This window comes from Futiania mangrovi, from assembly GCF_024158125.1.
Lineage (GTDB): Bacteria > Pseudomonadota > Alphaproteobacteria > Futianiales > Futianiaceae > Futiania > Futiania mangrovi.
On record NZ_JAMZFT010000002.1, the window covers coordinates 806,997 to 826,860 of the forward strand.

General features: G+C 70.3%; 20 protein-coding genes, 1 other RNA gene and 1 riboswitch. Of the genes, 14 read left to right on the forward strand and 7 right to left on the reverse strand.

All coding sequences use genetic code 11. From position 1 onward, the window contains the following. Positions 1-80 precede the first annotated feature (80 nt). Complete coding sequence (locus NJQ99_RS10745) at positions 81-812, forward strand: 3-deoxy-manno-octulosonate cytidylyltransferase (RefSeq protein ID WP_269332828.1); 732 nt, start codon at positions 81-83, stop codon at positions 810-812. A 25-nt stretch (positions 813-837) separates the two neighbouring features. Further along, positions 838-1,755 (forward strand): prephenate dehydratase, encoded by a 918-nt coding sequence (locus NJQ99_RS10750; RefSeq protein ID WP_269332829.1) that lies wholly within the window; start codon positions 838-840, stop codon positions 1,753-1,755. Positions 1,756-1,759: 4 nt separating this feature from the next. Here NJQ99_RS10750 and nudC read toward each other — a convergent pair whose 3' ends face one another. Next, positions 1,760-2,683, reverse strand: coding sequence for an NAD(+) diphosphatase (nudC, locus tag NJQ99_RS10755; protein WP_269332830.1), 924 nt, complete (start codon positions 2,681-2,683; stop codon positions 1,760-1,762). Between the two features lie 141 nt (positions 2,684-2,824). Between nudC and ffs the strand changes: the two genes are divergently transcribed. From ffs to recR, 4 genes are all read left to right on the forward strand, one after another. Further along, positions 2,825-2,920: signal recognition particle sRNA small type (gene ffs / locus NJQ99_RS10760), an RNA gene on the forward strand. Between the two features lie 44 nt (positions 2,921-2,964). Beyond that, complete coding sequence (locus NJQ99_RS10765; protein WP_269332831.1) at positions 2,965-4,809, forward strand: DNA polymerase III subunit gamma/tau; 1,845 nt, start codon at positions 2,965-2,967, stop codon at positions 4,807-4,809. After that, positions 4,806-5,141 (forward strand): YbaB/EbfC family nucleoid-associated protein, encoded by a 336-nt coding sequence (locus NJQ99_RS10770; RefSeq protein ID WP_269332832.1) that lies wholly within the window; start codon positions 4,806-4,808, stop codon positions 5,139-5,141. Before NJQ99_RS10765 ends, NJQ99_RS10770 begins: the two co-directional genes overlap by 4 nt. A 4-nt stretch (positions 5,142-5,145) precedes the next feature. Further along, the gene (gene recR / locus NJQ99_RS10775) at positions 5,146-5,751 is read left to right on the forward strand and encodes a recombination mediator RecR (protein ID WP_269332833.1); all 606 of its coding nucleotides are present in this window, start codon (positions 5,146-5,148) and stop codon (positions 5,749-5,751) included. 22 nt (positions 5,752-5,773) lie between these two features. On the opposite strand, the gene arsC is transcribed toward recR, so the two are convergent. From arsC to NJQ99_RS10795, 4 genes are all read right to left on the reverse strand, one after another. Further along, the gene (arsC, locus tag NJQ99_RS10780; RefSeq protein ID WP_269332834.1) at positions 5,774-6,187 is read right to left on the reverse strand and encodes an arsenate reductase (glutaredoxin); all 414 of its coding nucleotides are present in this window, start codon (positions 6,185-6,187) and stop codon (positions 5,774-5,776) included. A 79-nt stretch (positions 6,188-6,266) separates the two neighbouring features. Beyond that, positions 6,267-7,637 carry an aspartate aminotransferase family protein gene (locus NJQ99_RS10785; protein WP_269332835.1) on the reverse strand — a complete coding sequence of 457 codons (1,371 nt, stop codon included), beginning with the start codon at positions 7,635-7,637 and terminating at the stop codon, positions 6,267-6,269. Positions 7,638-7,675: 38 nt separating this feature from the next. Continuing rightward, positions 7,676-9,175, reverse strand: a complete 1,500-nt coding sequence (locus NJQ99_RS10790; protein WP_269332836.1) for an NAD-dependent succinate-semialdehyde dehydrogenase — start codon at positions 9,173-9,175, stop codon at positions 7,676-7,678. A 116-nt stretch (positions 9,176-9,291) separates the two neighbouring features. After that, entirely contained in the window at positions 9,292-9,789 is a 498-nt protein-coding gene (locus NJQ99_RS10795) for an Lrp/AsnC family transcriptional regulator (RefSeq protein ID WP_269332837.1), read from the reverse strand. Between the two features lie 182 nt (positions 9,790-9,971). Between NJQ99_RS10795 and NJQ99_RS10800 the strand changes: the two genes are divergently transcribed. Beyond that, positions 9,972-10,811: a TauD/TfdA dioxygenase family protein gene (locus NJQ99_RS10800; RefSeq protein WP_331283316.1), complete on the forward strand. Its 840-nt coding sequence runs from the start codon at positions 9,972-9,974 to the stop codon at positions 10,809-10,811. Between the two features lie 3 nt (positions 10,812-10,814). Here NJQ99_RS10800 and NJQ99_RS10805 read toward each other — a convergent pair whose 3' ends face one another. Further along, positions 10,815-11,237: an ion channel gene (locus tag NJQ99_RS10805; RefSeq protein ID WP_269332839.1), complete on the reverse strand. Its 423-nt coding sequence runs from the start codon at positions 11,235-11,237 to the stop codon at positions 10,815-10,817. A gap of 71 nt (positions 11,238-11,308) precedes the next feature. Continuing rightward, positions 11,309-12,058, reverse strand: a complete 750-nt coding sequence (locus NJQ99_RS10810; protein WP_269332840.1) for a sulfite exporter TauE/SafE family protein — start codon at positions 12,056-12,058, stop codon at positions 11,309-11,311. Positions 12,059-12,255: 197 nt separating this feature from the next. Between NJQ99_RS10810 and NJQ99_RS10815 the strand changes: the two genes are divergently transcribed. From NJQ99_RS10815 to NJQ99_RS10845, 7 genes are all read left to right on the forward strand, one after another. Continuing rightward, positions 12,256-12,759, forward strand: a complete 504-nt coding sequence (locus NJQ99_RS10815; protein WP_269332841.1) for a group III truncated hemoglobin — start codon at positions 12,256-12,258, stop codon at positions 12,757-12,759. Between the two features lie 127 nt (positions 12,760-12,886). Continuing rightward, positions 12,887-13,780, forward strand: coding sequence for a DMT family transporter (locus tag NJQ99_RS10820; protein ID WP_331283317.1), 894 nt, complete (start codon positions 12,887-12,889; stop codon positions 13,778-13,780). A 57-nt stretch (positions 13,781-13,837) separates the two neighbouring features. Further along, a riboswitch (cobalamin riboswitch) is annotated at positions 13,838-14,055 on the forward strand. Positions 14,056-14,329: 274 nt separating this feature from the next. Beyond that, a complete protein-coding gene (locus NJQ99_RS10825; RefSeq protein ID WP_269332843.1) occupies positions 14,330-16,198 on the forward strand; it encodes a TonB-dependent receptor plug domain-containing protein in 1,869 nt (622 codons plus the stop codon). Then, complete coding sequence (locus NJQ99_RS10830; RefSeq protein WP_269332844.1) at positions 16,195-17,055, forward strand: ABC transporter substrate-binding protein; 861 nt, start codon at positions 16,195-16,197, stop codon at positions 17,053-17,055. Before NJQ99_RS10825 ends, NJQ99_RS10830 begins: the two co-directional genes overlap by 4 nt. After that, complete coding sequence (locus NJQ99_RS10835; protein WP_269332845.1) at positions 17,052-18,056, forward strand: FecCD family ABC transporter permease; 1,005 nt, start codon at positions 17,052-17,054, stop codon at positions 18,054-18,056. Before NJQ99_RS10830 ends, NJQ99_RS10835 begins: the two co-directional genes overlap by 4 nt. Then, a complete protein-coding gene (locus NJQ99_RS10840) occupies positions 18,053-18,826 on the forward strand; it encodes an ABC transporter ATP-binding protein (RefSeq protein WP_269332846.1) in 774 nt (257 codons plus the stop codon). The genes NJQ99_RS10835 and NJQ99_RS10840 overlap by 4 nt, the downstream gene beginning before the upstream one ends. Positions 18,827-18,831: 5 nt before the next feature. Continuing rightward, positions 18,832-19,824 carry an energy transducer TonB family protein gene (locus tag NJQ99_RS10845; RefSeq protein ID WP_269332847.1) on the forward strand — a complete coding sequence of 331 codons (993 nt, stop codon included), beginning with the start codon at positions 18,832-18,834 and terminating at the stop codon, positions 19,822-19,824. Positions 19,825-19,864: the final 40 nt, after the last annotated feature.

Sequence of the window (19,864 nt, forward strand, 5' to 3'; positions counted from 1 at the left end):
CCGCAAGCCGTCGCAAGGCCTATAACGCCGCAGGTTCCCGATTGGAGCCTGCCAATCCCCTTTCAGTCCGGACTCACAAGATGACGCCGCTCATTGTCATTCCTGCCCGCATGGCCGCCACCCGGCTCCCCGGCAAGCCGCTTGCCGATATCCATGGTACACCGATGATCGTCCATGCCTGGCGGCGTGCCACGGCGGCGGGCGTCGGCCCGGTTGCGGTCGCCGCGGGCGACCGGGAAATCGTCGATGCCGTGGAGGCAGCAGGCGGAACGGCGGTGCTGACCGACCCCGCGCTCCCCTCCGGCTCCGACCGGGTCTGGCAGGGCGTGGAGCGGCTGGACCCTTCGGGACGCCATGACGTGATCGTCAATCTGCAAGGCGACCTGCCCGATATCTCTCCCGCGTCGGTCGCCCGCGTGCTCGATCCGCTGCGCGATCCGGATGTCGACATCGCGACCGTCGTCGCCGAGATCACTGACGATTCCGAGCGCGACAATCCCAACGTCGTCAAGGCTGCGGTGGCGCCGGGACCGGACGGCATCGGGCGCGCGCTCTATTTCAGCCGGGCGCGCGTGCCGTCGGGCGACGGGCCGCATTGGCACCATGTCGGCATCTACGCCTTCCGCCGCGAGGCGCTGAAGCGGTTCGTCTCGCTTCCGCCCTCGGGACTGGAGCTGCGGGAGCGGCTGGAGCAGCTTCGCGCCATGGAAGCGGGCATGCGCATCGATGCGGCCGTCTCCGACATGATTCCCGTCAGCGTCGACACGCCCGAGGACCTGGAGCGCGCCCGCGCCCGCCTCGCCGGCGCCTGACACCTTGCGCACGAAGGAACGCACGATGACCGCCGAACCGATAGCACAAGCGAGCGAGGACCAGCTGCGCGCCCAGGGCGCCGAGCCTTCGCGCACCGTCGCCTTCCAGGGGGAGCCGGGCGCCTATTCGCATCTCGCCTGTCTCGAGGCGCTGCCCGACATGGTGCCGCTTGCCTGCCCGACGTTCGAGGATTCCTTCGCAGCGGTGAAGGATGGCCGCGCGTCCCGCGTCATGACGCCGATCGAGAACTCGGTCTACGGCCGGGTCGCCGACATTCACCACCTCCTGCCGGAGTCGGGCCTGTTCATCGTGGCGGAACACTTCCTGCGCGTCCGCCACCAGCTTCTGGCGCTGAAGGGTGCCTCGCTGGAGACGCTGACCCGCGTGATGAGCCACGCCCAGGCGCTCGGCCAGTGCCGGATGCACCTGCGCAGTCTCGGCCTGAAGGCCGTCACCGCGGCGGATACGGCGGGTTCGGCGCGCATCGTTGCCGAATCGGACGACCGGACGCTGGGCGCGCTGGCGTCCTCCCTCGCGGCCGAGATCTATGGCCTCGAGATCCTGCGCTCCGACATGGAGGACGCGGGCCACAACACGACGCGCTTCCTCGTGCTCTCGGAAGAGCCGGACGACGCCGAGCCCGAGGAGGGGCCCTGCATCACGTCCTTCGTGTTCCGGGTGCGGAACGTGCCCGCGGCGCTCTACAAGACCATGGGCGGGTTCGCGACGAACGGCGTGAACATCACGAAGCTCGAAAGCTACCAGCTCGAAGGCTCCTTCGCGGCGAGCCAATTCTATGCCGATATCGAGGGCCACCCCGAGGACGTGCCCGTGCGGCGCGCGCTGGAGGAGCTGGAATTCTTCACCAAATACCTGAAGATCCTCGGCGTCTACAAGGCGCATCCCTACAGGCGCAACTGGTCTGCGCGGGCCGGCGCCTGACCTCTCAGCCGTCGAGCCAGGCGCGCATCAGCTGGTGCGCGATGGCGAGCGGCGGCGGCAGGCGAAACGGTGCCTCGCCCTTGAGGCCCGCCTCGATCTCCGCGCGGGAGAACCAGCGCGCCTCCGCCAGTTCGGCGGGGTCGACCGTGATCTCCCGGGTCTCGGCGGTCGCGTGCAGGCCGACCATGATCGACATGGGCCAGGGCCAGGGTTGCGAGAAGACGTAGCGCACGTCGCCGACGCGGATGCGCGCCTCCTCGAACACCTCGCGCGCGCACGCCTCCTCGAAGGTCTCGCCGGGCTCCACGAAGCCCGCAAGCGTGGAGAACCGCCCCGGCTCCCACGCCGCTCCGCGGCCCAGCATGCACTGGTCGCCGTCCGTCACCAGCATGATGACCACCGGGTCGGTGCGCGGGAAATGCTCGCCCGCGCAGACCTCGCACACCCGCTTGTAGCCGCCCTCGGCGCGGTGCGAGCGCGCCCCGCACCTCGCGCAGTGCCGGTGCGTCTCGTGCCAGGCGAGCAGCGCCTTGGCCTGGGCCAGCATCGCGGCGTCGGCGGGGGCGAGATCGGGTGCGATCGAGCGCAGGTCGATCGCCTTGCCCTGCGCCGCGATCAGCGGGTCGTCCTCCAGCCGCACATGATCGGGCATGCGCAGCGCGAAGCGGGGTGCCCCGTCCGGCATCAGGCCGAGGAACAGGCAGCGCGCGGCGTCCACGGGCGCGCCCAGCGGTTCGTCCAGCAGGGGCGGCGGCAGGAAGGCCGCGGTTGCGCCGTCCTCGCCCAGGCGGATCAGCGGCCTGTCGCCGACGAAGGGCACGATACCGGACGTGGGCGCGTCGAGCTGGGCCTTCAGCCAGGCCGGGTCGGTGCGCCGCTCGCTTGCACGATCGAGCGGATTGCCCGCAAAGGTGTTCGGATTGCGCATGACCTGTTGGTTCCCCGGGAAGGCGCTGAAGGCGGGCGCAAAGACTGGCACGGCAGGCGGGCGCGTCAACCCGCCGCGCGCGCCGGTCGGACATGACGCGCGGCTTGCATCCGGCCCCCGGTCTGCTGCTATAAGGCGGGTGGGAGGTCGGCGCGGGCGGGTTCCTCGCCAACCCGGTCAGGTCCGGAAGGAAGCAGCCGTAACGAGTTCTACTCGGGTCGCGTCCGGCCTCCTGCTCGACCCCTTTCATGGCAACCGCGCGCGGGTGGCCCGAAACGCCGATGGCCGATGTGACCGAGACCTCGACGGAAAGCGCGGCCGAAACGCCGGAAGGGCCGGGCCTCGGTCTCGACCTGCCGGTGGCCGAGGCGCCCGCCGCCGCAAAAGGCGAGGACGGCGACTACCGTGTTCTCGCGCGCAAATACCGCCCGCAGACCTTCTCCGCGCTGATCGGCCAGGAAGCCCTTGTCCGCACGCTTGAGAATGCTTTCCGTACCAACCGGATCGCGCATGCTTTCATCCTCACGGGCGTGCGCGGGGTGGGCAAGACGACGACCGCGCGGATCATCGCCAAGGGTCTGAACTGCACGGCCTCCGACGCACCGACCACCAGCCCGTGCGGGGAATGCGAGAACTGCCGCCGCATCGCCGAGAGCCGCCACGTCGACGTGCTGGAGATGGACGCCGCCTCGCGCACCGGCATCGACGACATCCGCGAGATCATCGACGGCGTGCGCTACCTGCCCGTCAGCGCGCGCTACAAGGTCTACATCATCGACGAGGTCCACATGCTCTCGAAGGCCGCGTTCAACGGCCTTCTGAAGACGCTGGAGGAACCGCCGCCGCACGCAAAGTTCATCTTCGCCACGACCGAGATCCGCAAGGTGCCGGTGACGGTGCTGTCGCGCTGCCAGCGCTTCGACCTGAAGCGGATCGAGGGGGAGAAGATCGTCGAGCACCTGGCAGGCATCTGCGCGGCCGAGGGCGTGGAGGTGGAGCGCCCGGCGCTGAGCCTGATCGCGCGCGCCGCCGAAGGTTCGATGCGCGACGCGCTGTCGCTGCTCGACCAGGCGATCGCGCACGGCGGCGGCACGGCGGACGCCGCGCTCGTCGGCGACATGCTGGGCCTTGCCGACCGTGCGATCCTGTTCGAGATGCTGGAAGCGGCGTTCGGGGGCAAGCCCGCCGACGCGCTCGCCGCGCTCGACCGGCTGCACGCGGCGGGCGCCGACCCGCAGACGGTGATCGCCGACCTGCTCGACATCGTGCACGGCGCGACGCGGCTCAAGGTTGCCCCGGCGCTGGCCGAGGGTGCGGCCCTGCCCGAGGCGGAGCGGCAGGGACTGCAGGCCATGGCGGAAAAGATGGCCCTGCCGGTCCTGACGCGCGCCTGGCAGATGCTGCTGAAGTCGGCGGGCGAGGTGGCGCGCGCGCCCCGCCCGCAAAGTGCCGCGGAAATGGCGGTCATCCGGCTCGCCCACGCCGCGGACCTTCCCCCGCCGGGCGATCTCGTGAGGCGCCTGACCGAAGGCGGTGCAGTTGCGCAAGGAGGTGCTGCCCCGCGCGGGTCCGGCGGTGCAAGCGGCGGCGGTGCGCGCCTCGCTATCGCTGCGCGCAGCGAGCCTGTCTCGATGGCTGCCCCGCAGATGGAAGCGCACGCCGTACCCGCACACTCCGCCGTGGCGCTCGCGAGCTTCGACGACGTGATCGCGCTGGCGAGCGAGAAGCGCGACGTGCTGCTCAAGACCCGGCTCGAGACGATGGTGCGGCTCGTCTCCTTCGCGCCGGGACGGCTCGAAATCCAGCCGACAGAAAATGCACCGCAGAGCCTGTGCGGGGAGATCCAGCAGAAGCTGAGCGCGTGGACCGGCATGCGCTGGGCGGTCACGGTGGGGCGCGGGCAGGCGGAGCCAACGCGAGAGGAAGCCCGCCGCGCGACCGCGAACCGCCGCCGGGCGGAGGCCGAGGCGCATCCGCTCGTCCAGGCGGTGATGGCCGCGTTCCCCGGTGCGACGCTAGCCGACGTGCGCGACCGCGACGCGGCACCCGCCGGGGCGGCCTTGCTTGACGAAGAGACCGAGGGCGGCGCAGACATGCCCGTCGATCCCGGGGAGGACATGGAATGATCAAGGGCTTGGGCGATCTCACGGGCCTGATGAAGCAGGCGCAGGAGATGCAGGAGAAGATGCAGGCTGCGCAGGAGCGGCTGGCCGGCATCGAGGTGGAGGGCAGCGCGGGCGCGGGCCTCGTGACCGTGGTCGCGACCGCGAAAGGCGAGGTGCGGCGCGTCTCCATCGACCCCTCGCTGATGACGGCGGACGACCGGGAGGTTCTCGAAGACCTCGTCGTCGCGGCGGTCAACGACGCCCGCGCGAAGGCCGAGGTGCGCGCGCAGGAGGAGATGCAGCAGGTCACCGCCGGCCTGCCGCTGCCGCCCGGCTTCAAGCTGCCGTTCTGACCCCATGGGATTCGCCGCGGGTGCGGAGATCGAGCGGCTGGTGGAACTGCTCGCGAAGCTGCCGGGGCTAGGTCCCCGGTCGGCGCGCCGCGCCGTTCTGACGCTCGTGCGCAACCGCGAGGGGCTGATGGACCCGCTCTCCACCGCGCTGGAGGCGGTGCGCACGAAGGTTCGGCCTTGCCGCATCTGCGGCAACCTCGACACGGACGAGACCTGCGCGGTCTGCCGCGATCCGCGCCGCGACCCTGCGCTCCTCTGCGTGGTGGAGCAGGTGGCCGATCTCTGGGCGCTGGAGCGTGCGGGCGTCTTTCGCGGCCGCTATCACGTGCTGGGCGGCGTGCTCTCGGCGCTGGACGGGATCGGGCCGGACGAGTTGCGCATCGGCGCGCTCGTGGACCGGGCGAAGACGCAAGGCGTGGGCGAGGTCATCCTCGCCCTGAACGCCACGGTGGAGGGGCAGACGACGGCGCACTACATCGCCGACCGCCTGCGCGAGGCGGGGATCAGGGCGAGCGGCCTTGCCCAGGGCGTGCCTGTCGGCGGCGAACTCGACTATCTCGACGACGGGACGCTGGCCGCGGCGCTGGGGGCGCGGCGCGCACTCGACTGACCGGCGGCCGGGCCTGCGCCGCTCAGCGGTCGAGCGGCTTGCCGTTTTCCTTCACGAAGTCCGCGGGCGGGCGCCGGTCGATCAGGTCGAGCACGGTCTCGGACGGGCGGCAGAGCTTGACGCCCTTCGCCGTCCGCACGATGGGCCGCTCGACGAGGATCGGGTGCTCGGTCATCGCGGCGAGGATCGTGTCCTCCGACACGCCGTCCTTCAGCAGGCCCAGTTCCTCTGCCGGCGTGCCGCGGGCGCGCAGAACGTCGTGCGCGGTGAGGCCCGCATCGGCCAGAAGCTGGCGCAGGTGCGGCTCGGTCCAGCCGGTCTCCAGGTAGGGCACCACCTCCGGATCGTAGCCCGCGGCCTCCAGGATCTTCAGCGTGTTGCGCGAGGTGCCGCACTTCGGGTTGTGATAGATGACGGGCCGGTCCTCGGTGCTCATGGCGCGGGGTCTCCTGCAGGGGCGTAGCGTCAGGGACCGGTTTTCGCACTCCCGCCCCGGCGAGGCAAGGCGCTGGCAGTCAGTCCAGCACCTCCGCCACGGCGCCCGCCATGGCGCCGGCGATCTCGTCCGCCTCGGCCCGCGTCAGGCAGAGCGGCGGCGCGAAGCCCAGGATGTCACCCTGCGGCATGGCGCGCGAGATGACCCCGCGCTTCAGCAGCGCCGCATTGACCTTTGCGCCCACGCCCTGCGCCGGTTCGAAGAGCGTCCGCGTCTCCCGGTCCGCGACAAGCTCCACCGCCATCAGCAGGCCCTCGCCGCGCACGTCGCCCACGTGAGGGTGGTCGCCGATGGCCTCCGCCATCTTCTGCTTGAGGTAGGCGCCGGTCGAGGCCGCGTTCTCCACCAGGCCCAGTTCGTCCAGCAGCTTGAGATTCGCGACGCCCGCCGCCGCGCCGATGGGATGGGCGGAATAGGTCCAGCCGTGCCCGAACGCGCCGAAGCTGTCGGTTCCTTCCTCCAGCACCTTCCACACCTTCTCCGAGACGATGGAGGCCGACAGCGGTGCATAGGCCGAGGTCAGGCCCTTGGCCGAGGTGATGATGTCGGGCCGGATGCCGTAATGGTCCGAACCGAACATGGAGCCGAGCCGCCCGAAGCCCGTCACCACCTCGTCGGCGATCAGCAGCACGTCGTATTTCGCAAGCACCTCCTGGATCGCCGCCCAGTAGCCTGCGGGCGGGGGCACGAGCCCGCCGGTGCCGAGCGCGGGTTCGCCGATGAAGGCTGCAACCGTATCCGGCCCTTCCGCGAGGATCAGTTCCTCCAGCTTTTGCGCGCAATGGGCGGAGAACTCCTCCTCGCTCATCGCAGGGTCCGCGCGGCGGAAGTAGTAGGGCGCCTCGGTATGGATCACCTGGGCGAGCGGCAGGTCGAACTTGCGGTGGAAGAGGTCGAGCCCGGTCAGCGACCCCGTCATCAGGCCGGAGCCGTGATAGCCACGCCAGCGCGAGACGATCTTCTTCTTTTCCGGCTTGTTCCGGACGTTGTTGTAGTACCAGACGAGCTTGATGTTGGTCTCGTTCGCGTCCGAGCCGGAGAGGCCGAAATAGACCCGGCACATGCCCGCGGGCGCGCGGTCGACGATCATCTTCGCCAGCGTGATCGAGGCTTCCGTCCCGTGACCCACATAGGCGTGGTAATAGGCAAGCTCGTGCGCCTGGCGGGCGATGGCGTCCGCGATCTCGGTGCGTCCGTAGCCCACGTTCACGCAATAAAGCCCGGCGAAGGCGTCCAGCAGGCGGTTCCCCTCCCGGTCGGTGATGTAGACGCCCTCGCCGCCGGTCACGATGCGGTTCGGCGCCTCGCCGCGGGCGAACTGCGCGAAATGCGTGGACGGGTGCAGGAAATGCGCGCGGTCCCAGGCATCGAGGCGGTCGTTGGTCAGCATGGTCTTCTCTCCTTGAACGGCGGGGTCGCGCGCGGCCGTCAGGACCAGTCGCGGCAGACGTACTTCACGTCGGAAAAGGCCTCGATTCCGTGGCGGGAGCCCTCGCGCCCGAGGCCCGACTGCTTCATGCCGCCGAACGGGATCGGCGCGCCCGTCACCTTGGTCCGGTTGATGCCGAGCATCCCGAACTCCAGCGCGCGGCTCACCCGGTAGATGCGGGAGGGGTCGCGCGTGTGGACATAGGCCATCAGGCCGTATTCGGTCGCGTTGGCACGGGCGACGGCCTCGTCCTCGGTGTCGAAGGGGGCGACCGCGGCGACCGGGCCGAACGTCTCCTCGTGCAGGATCTTCGCCGCGTCCGGCACGTCGGCGAGCACGGTCGGCGCAAAGAACAGCGGGCCGAGGTCCATCACCCCGCCACCGCACAGCACCTTGGCGCCGCGGGCGACCGCATCGTCCACGTGCTCGCGCTGCTTGGCGATCGCGCGGTCGTTCATCAGCGGGCCGATGTCGGGATCCTCGAGGCCGTTGCCGACGCTCAGCGCCCGCGCCGCCTCGGCGAACTTCTCGCAGAAGGCGGCGTAGACCGGCCGCTCCACGAAGAAGCGGTTGGCACCGAGGCAATCCTGCCCGGAGGTTGCGAACTTCGCCTTGATCGCCTCGCGGACCGCCTTGTCGAGGTCGGCGTCGGCAAAGACGATGAAGGGGGCGTGCCCGCCAAGCTCCAGGCTCAGCCGCTTGATCGTCGGTGCGCACTGTTCGTAGAGCAGCCGCCCGACACCGGTCGAGCCGGTGAAGGAGAGGGCCCGCACGCGGGTGTCCTGCGTCCAGGTGCCTACGATCTCGGCCGCGTCGCCCACTACCACGTTGAAGACACCGGCTGGCAGGCCCGCGCGGGCGGCAAGCTCCGCGAGCGCCAGTGCGGACAGCGGCGTCTCCCGCGACGGGTGCGCCACGACCGTGCAGCCGATGGCGAGAGCGGCGGCGGCCTTGCGTGTCAGCATCGCGTTCGGGAAGTTCCAGGGCGTGACGAGGGCGGCGACGCCCACGGGCTCGCGCCACACCTCGACCTCGGCGTCGTTGAGGTGCGAGGTAACGCTCATGATGTCGGGGCGTTTGGCCTCCTCGGCGAAGAACTCGACGAAGGACGCGCCATAGTCGATCTCGCCGCGCGCTTCCGAGACCGGCTTGCCCTGTTCCAGCGTCATCAGGCGCGCGAGGTCTTCCTTGTGCTCGAGGATCAGCGCGTGCCAGCGCTTCAGCACGTCGGCGCGCTCCTGCGGCAGGAGGCGCGACCAGGGGCCGAACGCGCGGTGCGCGGCGTCGACCGCGGCAGCCGCGCGGTCCGCGTCGGCGGCCAGTACGCCGGTGATTTCTTCCCCGTCCGCCGGGTTGGTGACGGCGAAGACGCCGGCGGGCGAGGACTTGTCCCAGGCGCCCCCGATCCAGGAGGAGACGCGCAGCAAGCCGGGCTCTGCCAGTCCGAGGCCAGCGTCGGCGTCGCGGGATGCGGTCTGCGTGCGGCGGGTCGCGGACATGCGGCGGCCTCCCTTCCTCTCGGCAGGTTGATACCTTGCCGAGTCTAGGGAATTCGCCCCGGCGTCGGATCGGGATTGCCTGTTGTCTGCCGAAATCCTTTCGGCGGCAGGCGGGGTCAGTCCGGGGTTTCTTCGGCGGCGCGTACGAGGTCGCCCACGGGCGGCGGGGCGTTCTTTACATTCTTGGTGACCACATAGGTGAAATAGCGCTTCACCCCGATCTCGCTGTCGAGCAGGTGCTGGATCAGCGCCTGGTAGCGCTCCACGTCAGGCGCCATCACTTCTAGGAAATAATCGACACCGCCGCCCACCGCGAGGCAGCGGGTGATCTCGGGCAGGCGCGCGACGGCGGCCTCGAACCTCCGGAAGTCGGCGGCGCGGTGCTGTTCCAGTTCGATCTGCACGACGAACAGCGACACCCGCGCGACACGGTCGAGCGCCACCTCCGCCCGGTAGCCGGCGATCACGCCCGCCTGCTCCAGCCGGGTCAGGCGTTCCCAGCAGGCGGCAGGCGACAGGTTGATCTCCGCGGCCAGCGCGGATTTCTTGATGCGCCCGTCGCGCTGGAGCACCGACAGGATCTGCAGGTCCCGATTGTCGAGGCCGATCCGCATGGTGCGCTTGCGTCCTCCCTTGCGTTTGCGTCGCGTGCGACGGGACGGTCGCGGCGAGCCTATCATGCATGGCTGCGCACATGGGAAGGGGCGGCCCCGCGCGCTTGCATTGCCATGCGTCCGCGCGTAATCTCTTTCGCAATGACGCAAAGAGTTTCGAAATGAAGAAAGGATGGGGTGCGGTGGCAACGCGGAATCTGGACATTCGCCCGATTGCCGGGGCACTTGGGGCGGAAATCCACGGGGTCGATCTCTCCCGGGATCTCGACGCGGGTACGGTCGATGCGATCCGGCAGGCATGGCTCCAATATCTCGTTGTCTTCTTCCGCGACCAGACGCTCGACTCCGACGCCTTCATGGCCTTCGCCCGCGCGATGGGGGAGCCGGTGGAGTACCCCTTCGTCCACGGTCTCGACGGCTATCCGGAAATCATCCAGGTCGCCAAGATGGAGCATGAGAAGGTCAATTTCGGCGGCGTCTGGCACACGGACACGGCTTATCTCGAGCATCCGCCGATGGGAACCATGCTGGTCGCGCGCGAGATTCCGCCCTATGGCGGCGACACGCTCTATGCCAGCGGTTACGCGGCCTATGATGCGCTTTCCGACGGCATGAAGCGGCTGCTCGACGGTCTCGTCGCGATCAACAGCTCCGCCAAGGCGGACGTCACCAAGACCCGCGAGGACCGCATCAAGGACAGCGGGCGCGAGGAGCCGGGCAAGGTCTACGAGGCGGCCCACCCCGCGGTCCGCACCCATCCCGAGACCGGGCGCAAGGCCCTGTTCGTCAACACGGCGCACACGGTCCGGTTCGAGGGCATGACGGAGGAGGAGAGCGCGCCGCTTCTCGCCTACCTGCACGCCCACCAGGTCCGGCCGGAGTTCACCTGCCGCTTCCGCTGGCAGCCGGGCTCGCTCGCCTTCTGGGACAACCGCTGCGCGCTGCACAATCCGGTCAACGACTATCACGGCTACAGGCGGCTCATGCACCGGATCACGCTGAAGGGCGATCGTCCGGCCTGAAGCTCAGCGCTCCACGAAGTGGACGCGGCGCATCAGTTCGATCAGGAAGGCTGTCGAGATGCCGAAGGCGATCATGCCGTTCGTGGCGGCGAAGCCCGACAGAAGCCGCCATTCGGGCGCGCCAAGGATGTCGCCGAAGCCGAGCGTCGTGTAGCAGACGAGGGAGAAATAGACCGCCGTCTCCCAATCGCCGACGACGCCCAGCGCCTCGAACGCTGCGGCCCAGATGTAGACGCAGATCGTGTTCAGCAGCAGGATCAGCATGATCCCGCCGAAGACGATCTGCAGCCGTCTGAGGGGTGGCTGGCGGTGCGAGAGCTGGCTGAAGAAGCGGTTGAGCCCGTCTACCGCCAGCGCGATGCCCATCCCGTGAATGAACAGCGAGACCACGATCACGATCGTTCCGGCGGCGATCTGCGTGAGCATTGCGAATCGGGCTCCGAAGAGGACGCCTCGAGTAGGGCACCTGCCGGGCGTTCCGCGCAAGGGTGCGAGGCCTACATCAGCAGTCCGTGCGCCAGCATGTAGGAGCCGACGAGGATCAGCGCCGCGAAGAACAGCTTGCGGAAGCCTTCTTCGGAGATGCGGTGGCGCACCTTCTGGCCGAGATAGAGGCCGATGAAGGTCGGCACCAGGGCCGCGACCGAGATCGTCGCCTGGTCCGTCGTGACGAGGCTGCGCCCCGCCATCGAGAAGAGCAGCGAGGTGCTGATCGTGACGAAGGTGATGCCCATCGCCTGCACGAGGATGTCGCGCTTGAAGCCCAGCGTCTGCACATAGAGGAGGCCCGGCACGATGAACACGCCCGCCATGCCGAACAGCAGGCCGCCCGCGCCGCCGGCTGCAGGCGACATCCACGCCTCGTGCCGCCCCGGGGGCGGAAGTTGCGGCGTCAGCAGCGAGAAGGTCGAGTAGAGCACCAGCAGCGCGCCTAGGAGCGCCTCGAGAAGCCGGGTGTCCGCACCCGCCAGAACGCCCGTGCCGATCCAGATTCCGACCATGGCGGCGAGCAGGAAGGACCATAGCCGCGCGACGAGGCGCAGGAAGGCCGGTCCGGCCAGCGCCTGGTAGATGTTGGTGACGACGCCCGGAATGAGGAACAGCGCCAGCGCGGTCTTCAGTCCCACGATCGGCGCGAGCATGGCGAGCACGACGACAGGCAGTCCGAGCCCGCTCGCCCCCTTCACGAAGCCGCCGATGAAGAACGTCAGCGCGATGTAGGCTGCCGTTTCGAGTGTCAGATCCAAAGCGCCCGATCCCCTGGCCGTTGTCCTGGCCTTTCGTCCTTGCGGTCGCACATAGGGCGGTTTCGCCCACCATCCTGCAAGAGGGGAGGGTGTCTGGTCTGCATTGCACATGTTGCGACCAGAGAGCCCGCGGCGTGCTGCCGCGCCGTGGGGCCACCCCTTGCGCACCGGCGGGAGAGGGGACTAGGACAGTCCGCATGAACCATCACGCCCACGAAGATGCCGCCGCCCATGCTGCCCGGCGCGCCGAGGTCACCGCGGAGATCGTTGCCCGCACCGGTATCGACGAGGCGATGATCGAACGCCTCGTGCACGGCTTCTACGACCGCGTCCGGGGCGATCCCATGCTGGGTCCGGTGTTCGACTCGAAGATCTCCGACTGGGAGCCGCACCTCGCGCGCATGTGCGCCTTCTGGTCGTCGGTCGCGCTGCTGAGCGGCCGCTACCATGGCCGCCCGATGCCCGCGCATGTTCGCCTTCCGGTGGACGCCCGGCATTTCGACCGCTGGCTCGCGCTGTTCGAGGCGACGGCCCGCGACCTGTGCCCGCCCGCCGCCGCGGAGTATTTCGTCGAGCGCGCGCACCGCATCGCCGAGAGCCTCGAGATGGGCGTCGCCAGCGTGAACGGGGTGATGCTGGGGCGGGGGCAGCGCTACCGGAACCCGGCGCTCGATGCCCCGAAAGGCGGGGGGCCGGCCTGAATCTCCCGTGGCCGGACATGCCTTCCATGCGGGCCAGGCGTCTGGCCATCCGCTGCCCGCGCGGCGATGCTGGAGCAATGACGTCCCGCGCGCCCTTTCGTGCTGCAAGACCCGTCCGGCCGCCGCGATGAACGCCGCGATTGCCGGAATCCTCTTCATGATGCTCAGCGGGGTCTCCGGCACGCTGATGCTGTCGGCGATCAAGCATCTCGCGGAGGACCTGCATCCGCTGCAGATCGCCTTCTTCCGGTGCGTCGTCGGCTTCATCGTGCTGGCGCCGATGCTCTGGCAGATCGGTGGGGTCCGGGCCATGCGGACGCGCCACATCGGCCTGCACGCCCTGCGCGGCCTGCTGAACGCCGGCGCCATGCTTTGCTTCTTCTGGGCGGTGAGCATCACGCCGCTGGCGATGATCTCGGCGATCAACTTCACCGCGCCGCTGTTTGCGACCCTGCTTGCAATCCTCATTCTCGGCGAACGGGTCGGGATCCGTCGCTGGGCCGGGCTCGTGATCGGGTTTGCGGGCACGCTGGTGATCGTGCGCCCCGGTTTCGAGGCGGTCAGCCCCGGCGCCATCCTGGCGCTGGTCTCCAGCCTCGTCTGGGCGGGGGCGATGATCGTCATCAAGCGCCTGACGCACGAGGAAAGCCCCCTCGTCATCACGCTCTATGCCTCGATCTTCGTGGGCCTGTTCGCGCTGATCCCGGCCATTGCCGTGTGGCAGTGGCCGACGGGCTGGCAATGGGGCTGGCTTGCGTTGATCGGCGTGTTCGGCAGCGCTGTCCAGTATTTCCTGACGCGGGCCTTCTCGCTCGCCGACACGACGCTGGTGCTTCCGTTCGACTTCCTGAAGCTGGTCTGGGCGTCCATCGCGGGCCTGTTCCTCTTTCAGGAGGTTCCGGACATCTGGACCTGGATCGGCGGCAGCGTGATCTTCGCCAGTTCCTTCTACATCGCCTACCGCGAACGCCGCCGCGGTGTGCCCCCGCGCCCGCGCGTTCCCGACACCCCCGCAAGCTGAGCGCCGTGCCGTCCCTAGCGCACATCCGCCGATTGACAAGGCTTGCGAGTCGCGGCGAAACTCTGCGGCAGCATCGGTTCCGCGACACAGTGGATGAAATGGGAACCCGGTGAGGGCGCGATTGCCGTGCCCGATGCCGGGGCTGCCCCCGCAACTGTAAGCGGCGAGTCCTGCACCGACGACGCCACTGGATGCCCCCTCGGGGCGCATTTGGGAAGGCAGGTGCAGGATGACGACCCGCGAGCCAGGAGACCTGCCGATGCCAGAGTCACCCGACCTGCGGCGCGGGGCGCGCCCGGGCACGGACTTCCGTAGCGGTGACATCGAACGGTTGATCCCGCGCTCTGCGCGGCGGTCGGTGCGTTGGATGGCATGGTTCGGCCTCTTTCGCTTCCGCACGCCGGCAGACCCGCGGGATCGGGTCACGGCTTTGCCGCTCGCCGCTTCGCCGGGTGCGGCCTACGGAAGAGGACGACAGTGCGCATTTCGATTTCCCGCTACCTTTCCCTCCCCCTCGCCCTGGCGTCAGCGGCCGCCGGGGTGCCAGTGATGGCCGGCGAGGCGACTGACCTCGGCGAGATCCTTGTGTCCGCGGGCCGCACGCCCGCACCCGAGGTGACCGTCGGCGCGACCCACACGGTCATCACCGGCGAAGAGCTGGAGCGCCGGCAGGTCCGCTTCGTCGCCGACGCGCTGCGGGCGGTCCCGGGCTTGGCCGTTTCCCAGACCGGGGCGACCGGCGGCGTCACGCAGGTGCGCGTGCGCGGTGCGGAGGCCAATCATGTTCTCGTTCTCATCGACGGCGTGGAGGCGAGCGAGGTCTCCCAGGGCGAGTTCGACTTCGGCGGGCTGCTTGCCGCCGATATCGAGCGGATCGAGGTGATCCGCGGGCCGCAGAGCGCGCGCTGGGGCACCAACGCAACCGCTGGCGTCATCAGCATCGTCACGCGCGGCGGCATCCGCAACGGGATCGCCGGCGGCCTGCGCCTCGAGACCGGCACCGACCGCACGGTCCTCATCAACCCGTCCGTGCGCGGCGGGGCAGAGGCGTTCGACTTCGCGCTCTCCGGCGTGTTCCGGCGCAACGACGGTTTCAACATCTCCGACTTCGGGTCGGAGGAGGACGGCCACCGCAACGCCACGCTCAACGCCCGGTTCACGGCCGACCTGGCGCGCACGCTCGTGCTGGACGGCAACCTGCGCTTCACCGACCGCAGCGTGGAGTCCGACGAGCAGGACTTCTCCTTCGGCCCGAACCAGGGGCTGGTGCTCGACGCCTACGACTGGACCGACACTCAAGAGGCGCTGGGCGGCCTCGGCCTCACCTGGTCGCTCATGGACGGCGCGCTGGTTCAGGAAGCGCGGCTGACCGCCAACGACAACGAGCGGCAGGGCTATACGGCAGGCGCGCTGTCGCTCTCCAACAAGGGCTTCCGCGTCGTCGGCAGCTACCAGGCGACGTTCGCCTTCCAGACGCCGGGGTTCGCCGATGCGCGCCACAGCCTGACCGCCGGGGCGGAGTGGAAGCGCGAAAGCTTCCGGAACGACCCGCCCGCGCCACCCGCTTCCCTGGCGGAGCAATCCCGCAGGACGCGCAGCCTGGTCGCGGAGTACCGGGGGGAGTTCCTGGGCCGTCTGTTCCTTACCGGCGCGGTTCGCTTCGACGACAATGACGCGTTCGACGATGCGACGACCTATTCGGCGTCGGCGGCCTACCTGCTGCCAAACACGGGCACGCGCCTGCATGCCTCCGTCGGTACCGGCGTGACCAACCCGACCTTCTACGAGCAGTTCGGCTTCGACCCGGCGAGCTTCATCGGCAACCCGAACCTGCAGCCGGAAGAGTCCTTCGGCTGGGACGCGGGCATCGAGCAGAGCTTCCTCGACGGCCGCCTCGTGATCGACGCCACCTATTTCCGGGCCGACCTGGAGAACGAGATCGCGACCGACTTCTCGGTCTTTCCGTTCACGGCGATCAATTTGCCCGGCACGAGCGAGCGGCAGGGGCTCGAACTGTCGCTGACCGCGAGCCCGTTGCCGGGGTTGAGCGTGACCGGCTCCTACACCTACATCCTGTCGGAGGACGGCGCGGGCCTCTCGGAACTGCGGCGCCCGAAGCACGCCGCGGCCCTCAATGTGGGCTATGCGTTTCCCGATGGCCGCGCGCGCCTCTTCGGCGACGTGATCTACAATGGCGAGATGCCGGACAGCGAGTTCGTCACCTTCGGGCGGGCGAGGCTCGACGACTATGTGCTGGTGAACGTCGGCGGGGACTACGCGCTTTCGGAGAGCGTGACGCTTTACGGACGCGTGAACAATCTCCTCGACGAGGACTATGAGGAGATCTTCGGCTTCAACACGGCTGGCGTGATCGGCTTCGTGGGCGTCCGCCTGGCCTTCGGAGGTCCGGCGCAATGAGGCGGGCGGGCGCCATCGCGGGGCTTCTCGCCGCGCTGGCGCTCGCGGCGGGCATGGAGGCTGCGCGCGCAGGCGACGCGCCCGGGCGTGTCGTCTCCATGAACGTGTGTACCGACCAGCTTGCCTTGCTGGTCGCGGCACCCGGCCAGGTGGTCTCCGTCTCCGCCCTCTCGCACGATCCGGCGGCGAGCATGATGACGGCGGAAGCCGCAGCGATCCCGGCGAATTCGGGCCAGGCGGAGGACGTCTATTTGCTGCGGCCCGACCTCGTGCTGACCGGCAGCTTCAGCACCCGCAGCGCGACCGTGCTGCTGCGGCGGCTGGGCGTGGAAGTGGCGGAGTTCGCGCCCGCCGACAGCCTCGCCGACATCCGCGCCAATATCGCGCGCATCGGCGATCTGCTGGGCCGGAACGCGCGCGCGGCCGAGGTCGTCGCAGCCTTCGACGCGGAGGTGGCGCGCATCGCCGCAGGCGTTGCGGGTGGGGGTCCGCGCGCGGCGACGTGGGAGGCGAACGGATTTGCCCGCGGGCGCGGCACGCTGGAGGGTGAGATCGTCGCGCGCGCCGGGTTCCGCAACATCGCGGCGGAGCTTGGGTACGCAGGGCCCGTGCGCCTGCCGCTCGAAACCCTCGTCATGGAGGCGCCCGACGCGCTGATCGTTAGCGACCGCTGGCGCGAGACGCCGGCGCTCGCGCTGCAGGTGCTCGATCATCCCGCCATCCGGCGCGGATTGACGGATGCGCACAGGGTGCCCGCGCCCGGGCGGCTCTGGGCCTGCGGGACGCCGCACGTGACGCAGGCGCTTGGCCGGCTTGCCGCCGCCGCAACCCGGATCGGCGGGGAGGGACGGCGATGAGCCGCCCGGCCCCCCTCTCTGCCGTGATCGCGGGGCTCTGCATCCTGGTCGCGGTGCTGTTCGCGGCCTCGCTGCTGACGGGGCCTGCGGGGTTCGGCGCGGCGGAGGGGCTTCGCGCCCTGTTCGCCGAAGGTGACACGCCCGCGGCCATCGTCATGCAGGAAATCCGCCTGCCACGCGCGCTGCTGGGCCTGCTGATCGGCGCGATCCTGGGGCTGTCGGGCGCGGTGCTGCAGGGTCTTTTGCGCAATCCGCTGGCCGAGCCGGGGATCGTCGGCGTAACCTCGACCGCCTCGCTGGGTGCGGTCGTCGCCATCTACACCGGCCTGTCGGCGAGTTTCGCGCTGGCGCTGCCGCTGATGGCGATGGGCGGCGCGCTGGCGGCGGTGGTGCTGATCGGTGTGCTGGCGGCGCGGTCGCGCGACACGCTCACGGTCATCCTTGCGGGCGTGGCGGTCACGACGCTTGCGGGCGCGCTTACCTCGCTTGCGCTGAATCTCGCGCCCAATCCCTTCGCGGCGCTGGAGATCGTGTTCTGGATGCTGGGTTCGCTTGCCGACCGCAGCGTGGAGCATGTGCACCTTGCCGCCCCCTTCATCCTCGCGGGCGGGGCGATCCTGCTGCTCTCGGGCCGCGCGCTCGACGCGCTCAGCCTGGGAGAGGACGTGGCCCGAACCCTCGGCGTCGACATGGGCCGTGCGCGGGCCATGGCGATTGCGGGCACGGCGCTGGGTGTGGGCGCGGCGACGGCGGTCGCGGGGGCCATCGGCTTCGTCGGCTTGGTCGTGCCGCACCTGCTGCGCCCGCTGGTCGGCGCGCGGCCGAGCCGGTTGCTGGTGCCAAGTGCGCTGGGCGGGGCGGCACTGCTGCTGGCCGCCGACGTCGCGGTCCGGGTGATCCTGCCCGCGCGCGACCTCAAGCTCGGCGTTCTGACGGCGCTGGTGGGCGTGCCCTTCTTCTTCGCGCTGGTCCTGCGCACGCGGCGGGAGGGGCTGGCATGAGCGCGCTGGCCGTCGCCGATCTCCAGGTCCGGCTGGGTGGGACGCTCGTCCTGCGGGGCGTGTCCTTCGCGGCGGAGGCGCCCCAACTCGTCGGTCTCGTCGGGCCGAACGGGGCGGGCAAGTCGACGCTGCTGCGGGCGCTCGCCGGGCTCCAGGTGCCGGACACGGGCGGCATTGCACTGGGCGGCACGCCGCTTGCGCGCCTGTCGGCAGCGGAGCGGGCGCGCGCCATTGCCTATCTTCCGCAAGCGCGGCTGGCGCACTGGCCGCTCACGGCGGGCGAGGTGGTGATGCTCGGCCGTCATCCGCACCGCAGCGCGTTCGCGGCCCCGTCGGCAGCAGACCGGGCGGCCGTGGCGCGTGCCATGGATGAGATGGGCGTCGCCACCTTCGCCAATCGGACCATGAATACGCTCTCGGGCGGGGAGGCGTGCCGGGTGCAGATCGCACGCACGCTGGCACAGGAGGCTTTGCTCCTGCTTGCCGACGAGCCGACCGCCGCGCTCGACCCCGCGCACCAGATCGGCGTGATGAGTGCCTTGCAGGGGATCGCGCGGCAGGGGCGGCTGGTGCTGGTGACGCTGCACGATCTGGCGCTCGCGGCGCGCTGGTGCGACCGCGTGCTCGTGCTGGACCGCGGCGCGCTGGTGGCGGACGGCGCGCCGGGCGAGGTGCTCGACGACGGGCTGCTGCGCCGTGTCTACGGTGTCGCTGCCGCGCAGATCGAGGAGGACGGACGGCGCGTGCCCGTGCCCGTCCGCCTGGTGTGACGGCGATGCTGCGCGCAGGCCTCTTCACGGGATTGTCGGGTGCGGCCCATGTGGCCGTCATCGCCTGGCTTGTGACCGGCACGCCGGGCGAGGTGCGGCCCGCCGGAACGGGGGCGGGCGGAGCGTCTCCGGCCATCGGCGTGGAGCTGGTGCTCGGTCCCGCGATGCGCGCGCCGCTGCGTGCCGCGCCGGTTTCCGCAGCCGCGCCCCTCGCGGACGTCGTCGTCGCGCCGCCCGCCGCCGAGGCCCGTCCGCCCGCGTCGGCCGTCGGGGCCGTCGCCGCGCCGTCAGAAACGCCCCTGGCCCGACCGGTAGAGAGCGCCCGTGAGGCGCGCGAGGCCGTGGCCGTGGCGGACGCTGCGGAAACCCCTGTACCGGATGCGCCGCACGGTCTCGCCGCCAGCACGCCCGTGCCCCTCGTCATGGCCGCGCTGGTCGTCGAGGAGCCGCAGCGTACGGAGCGGCTTCACCGGCAGGCGGCGCAGACGGCGCGGCTGATGCCGCCCCCCTCGCCCCCCCCTGCGCCGCCCCCTGCGCCGCCCCCTGCGCAGCAGGCGCGTGCCGGGACGGCGCCGAAGGTGCCAGAGGAACCCGCCCCCCTCCCGTCCTCGCCGGAAGCGCGGTCCCAAGCGGCCAGCGAAGGGACGCAGGTAGCCACGCAGCCCGCCGCAACGGGTGCGCAGGCGGGCGCAGGCCGGTCCGCAGGCATGGGCGGGGCCGGTGGCGAGGATCTGCACGCGGCCTATGCCCGGGCCCTGCGGGCCGCGATCGAACGGCAAAGGCCGCCCACGGCGGGTGCGCGCGGCACGGTCGTGGTGCGCTTCACGCTGACCCCGTCGGGCGCGCTCGGTGCGCTGGAGATCGCCCGGTCCAGCGGGCGGCCGCAACTCGACGGTGCGACGCGGCGGGCCGTTGAAGGCGCTGCGCCCTTCGCCAGGCCGCCGGCGGAGGTCGCCGCGCAGGGGCTGAACTTCACCATCGCGTTCCAGTATCGCTAGGCCGCAGGAACACCCATCCGGCGGCCCGCGTTACCCCTTC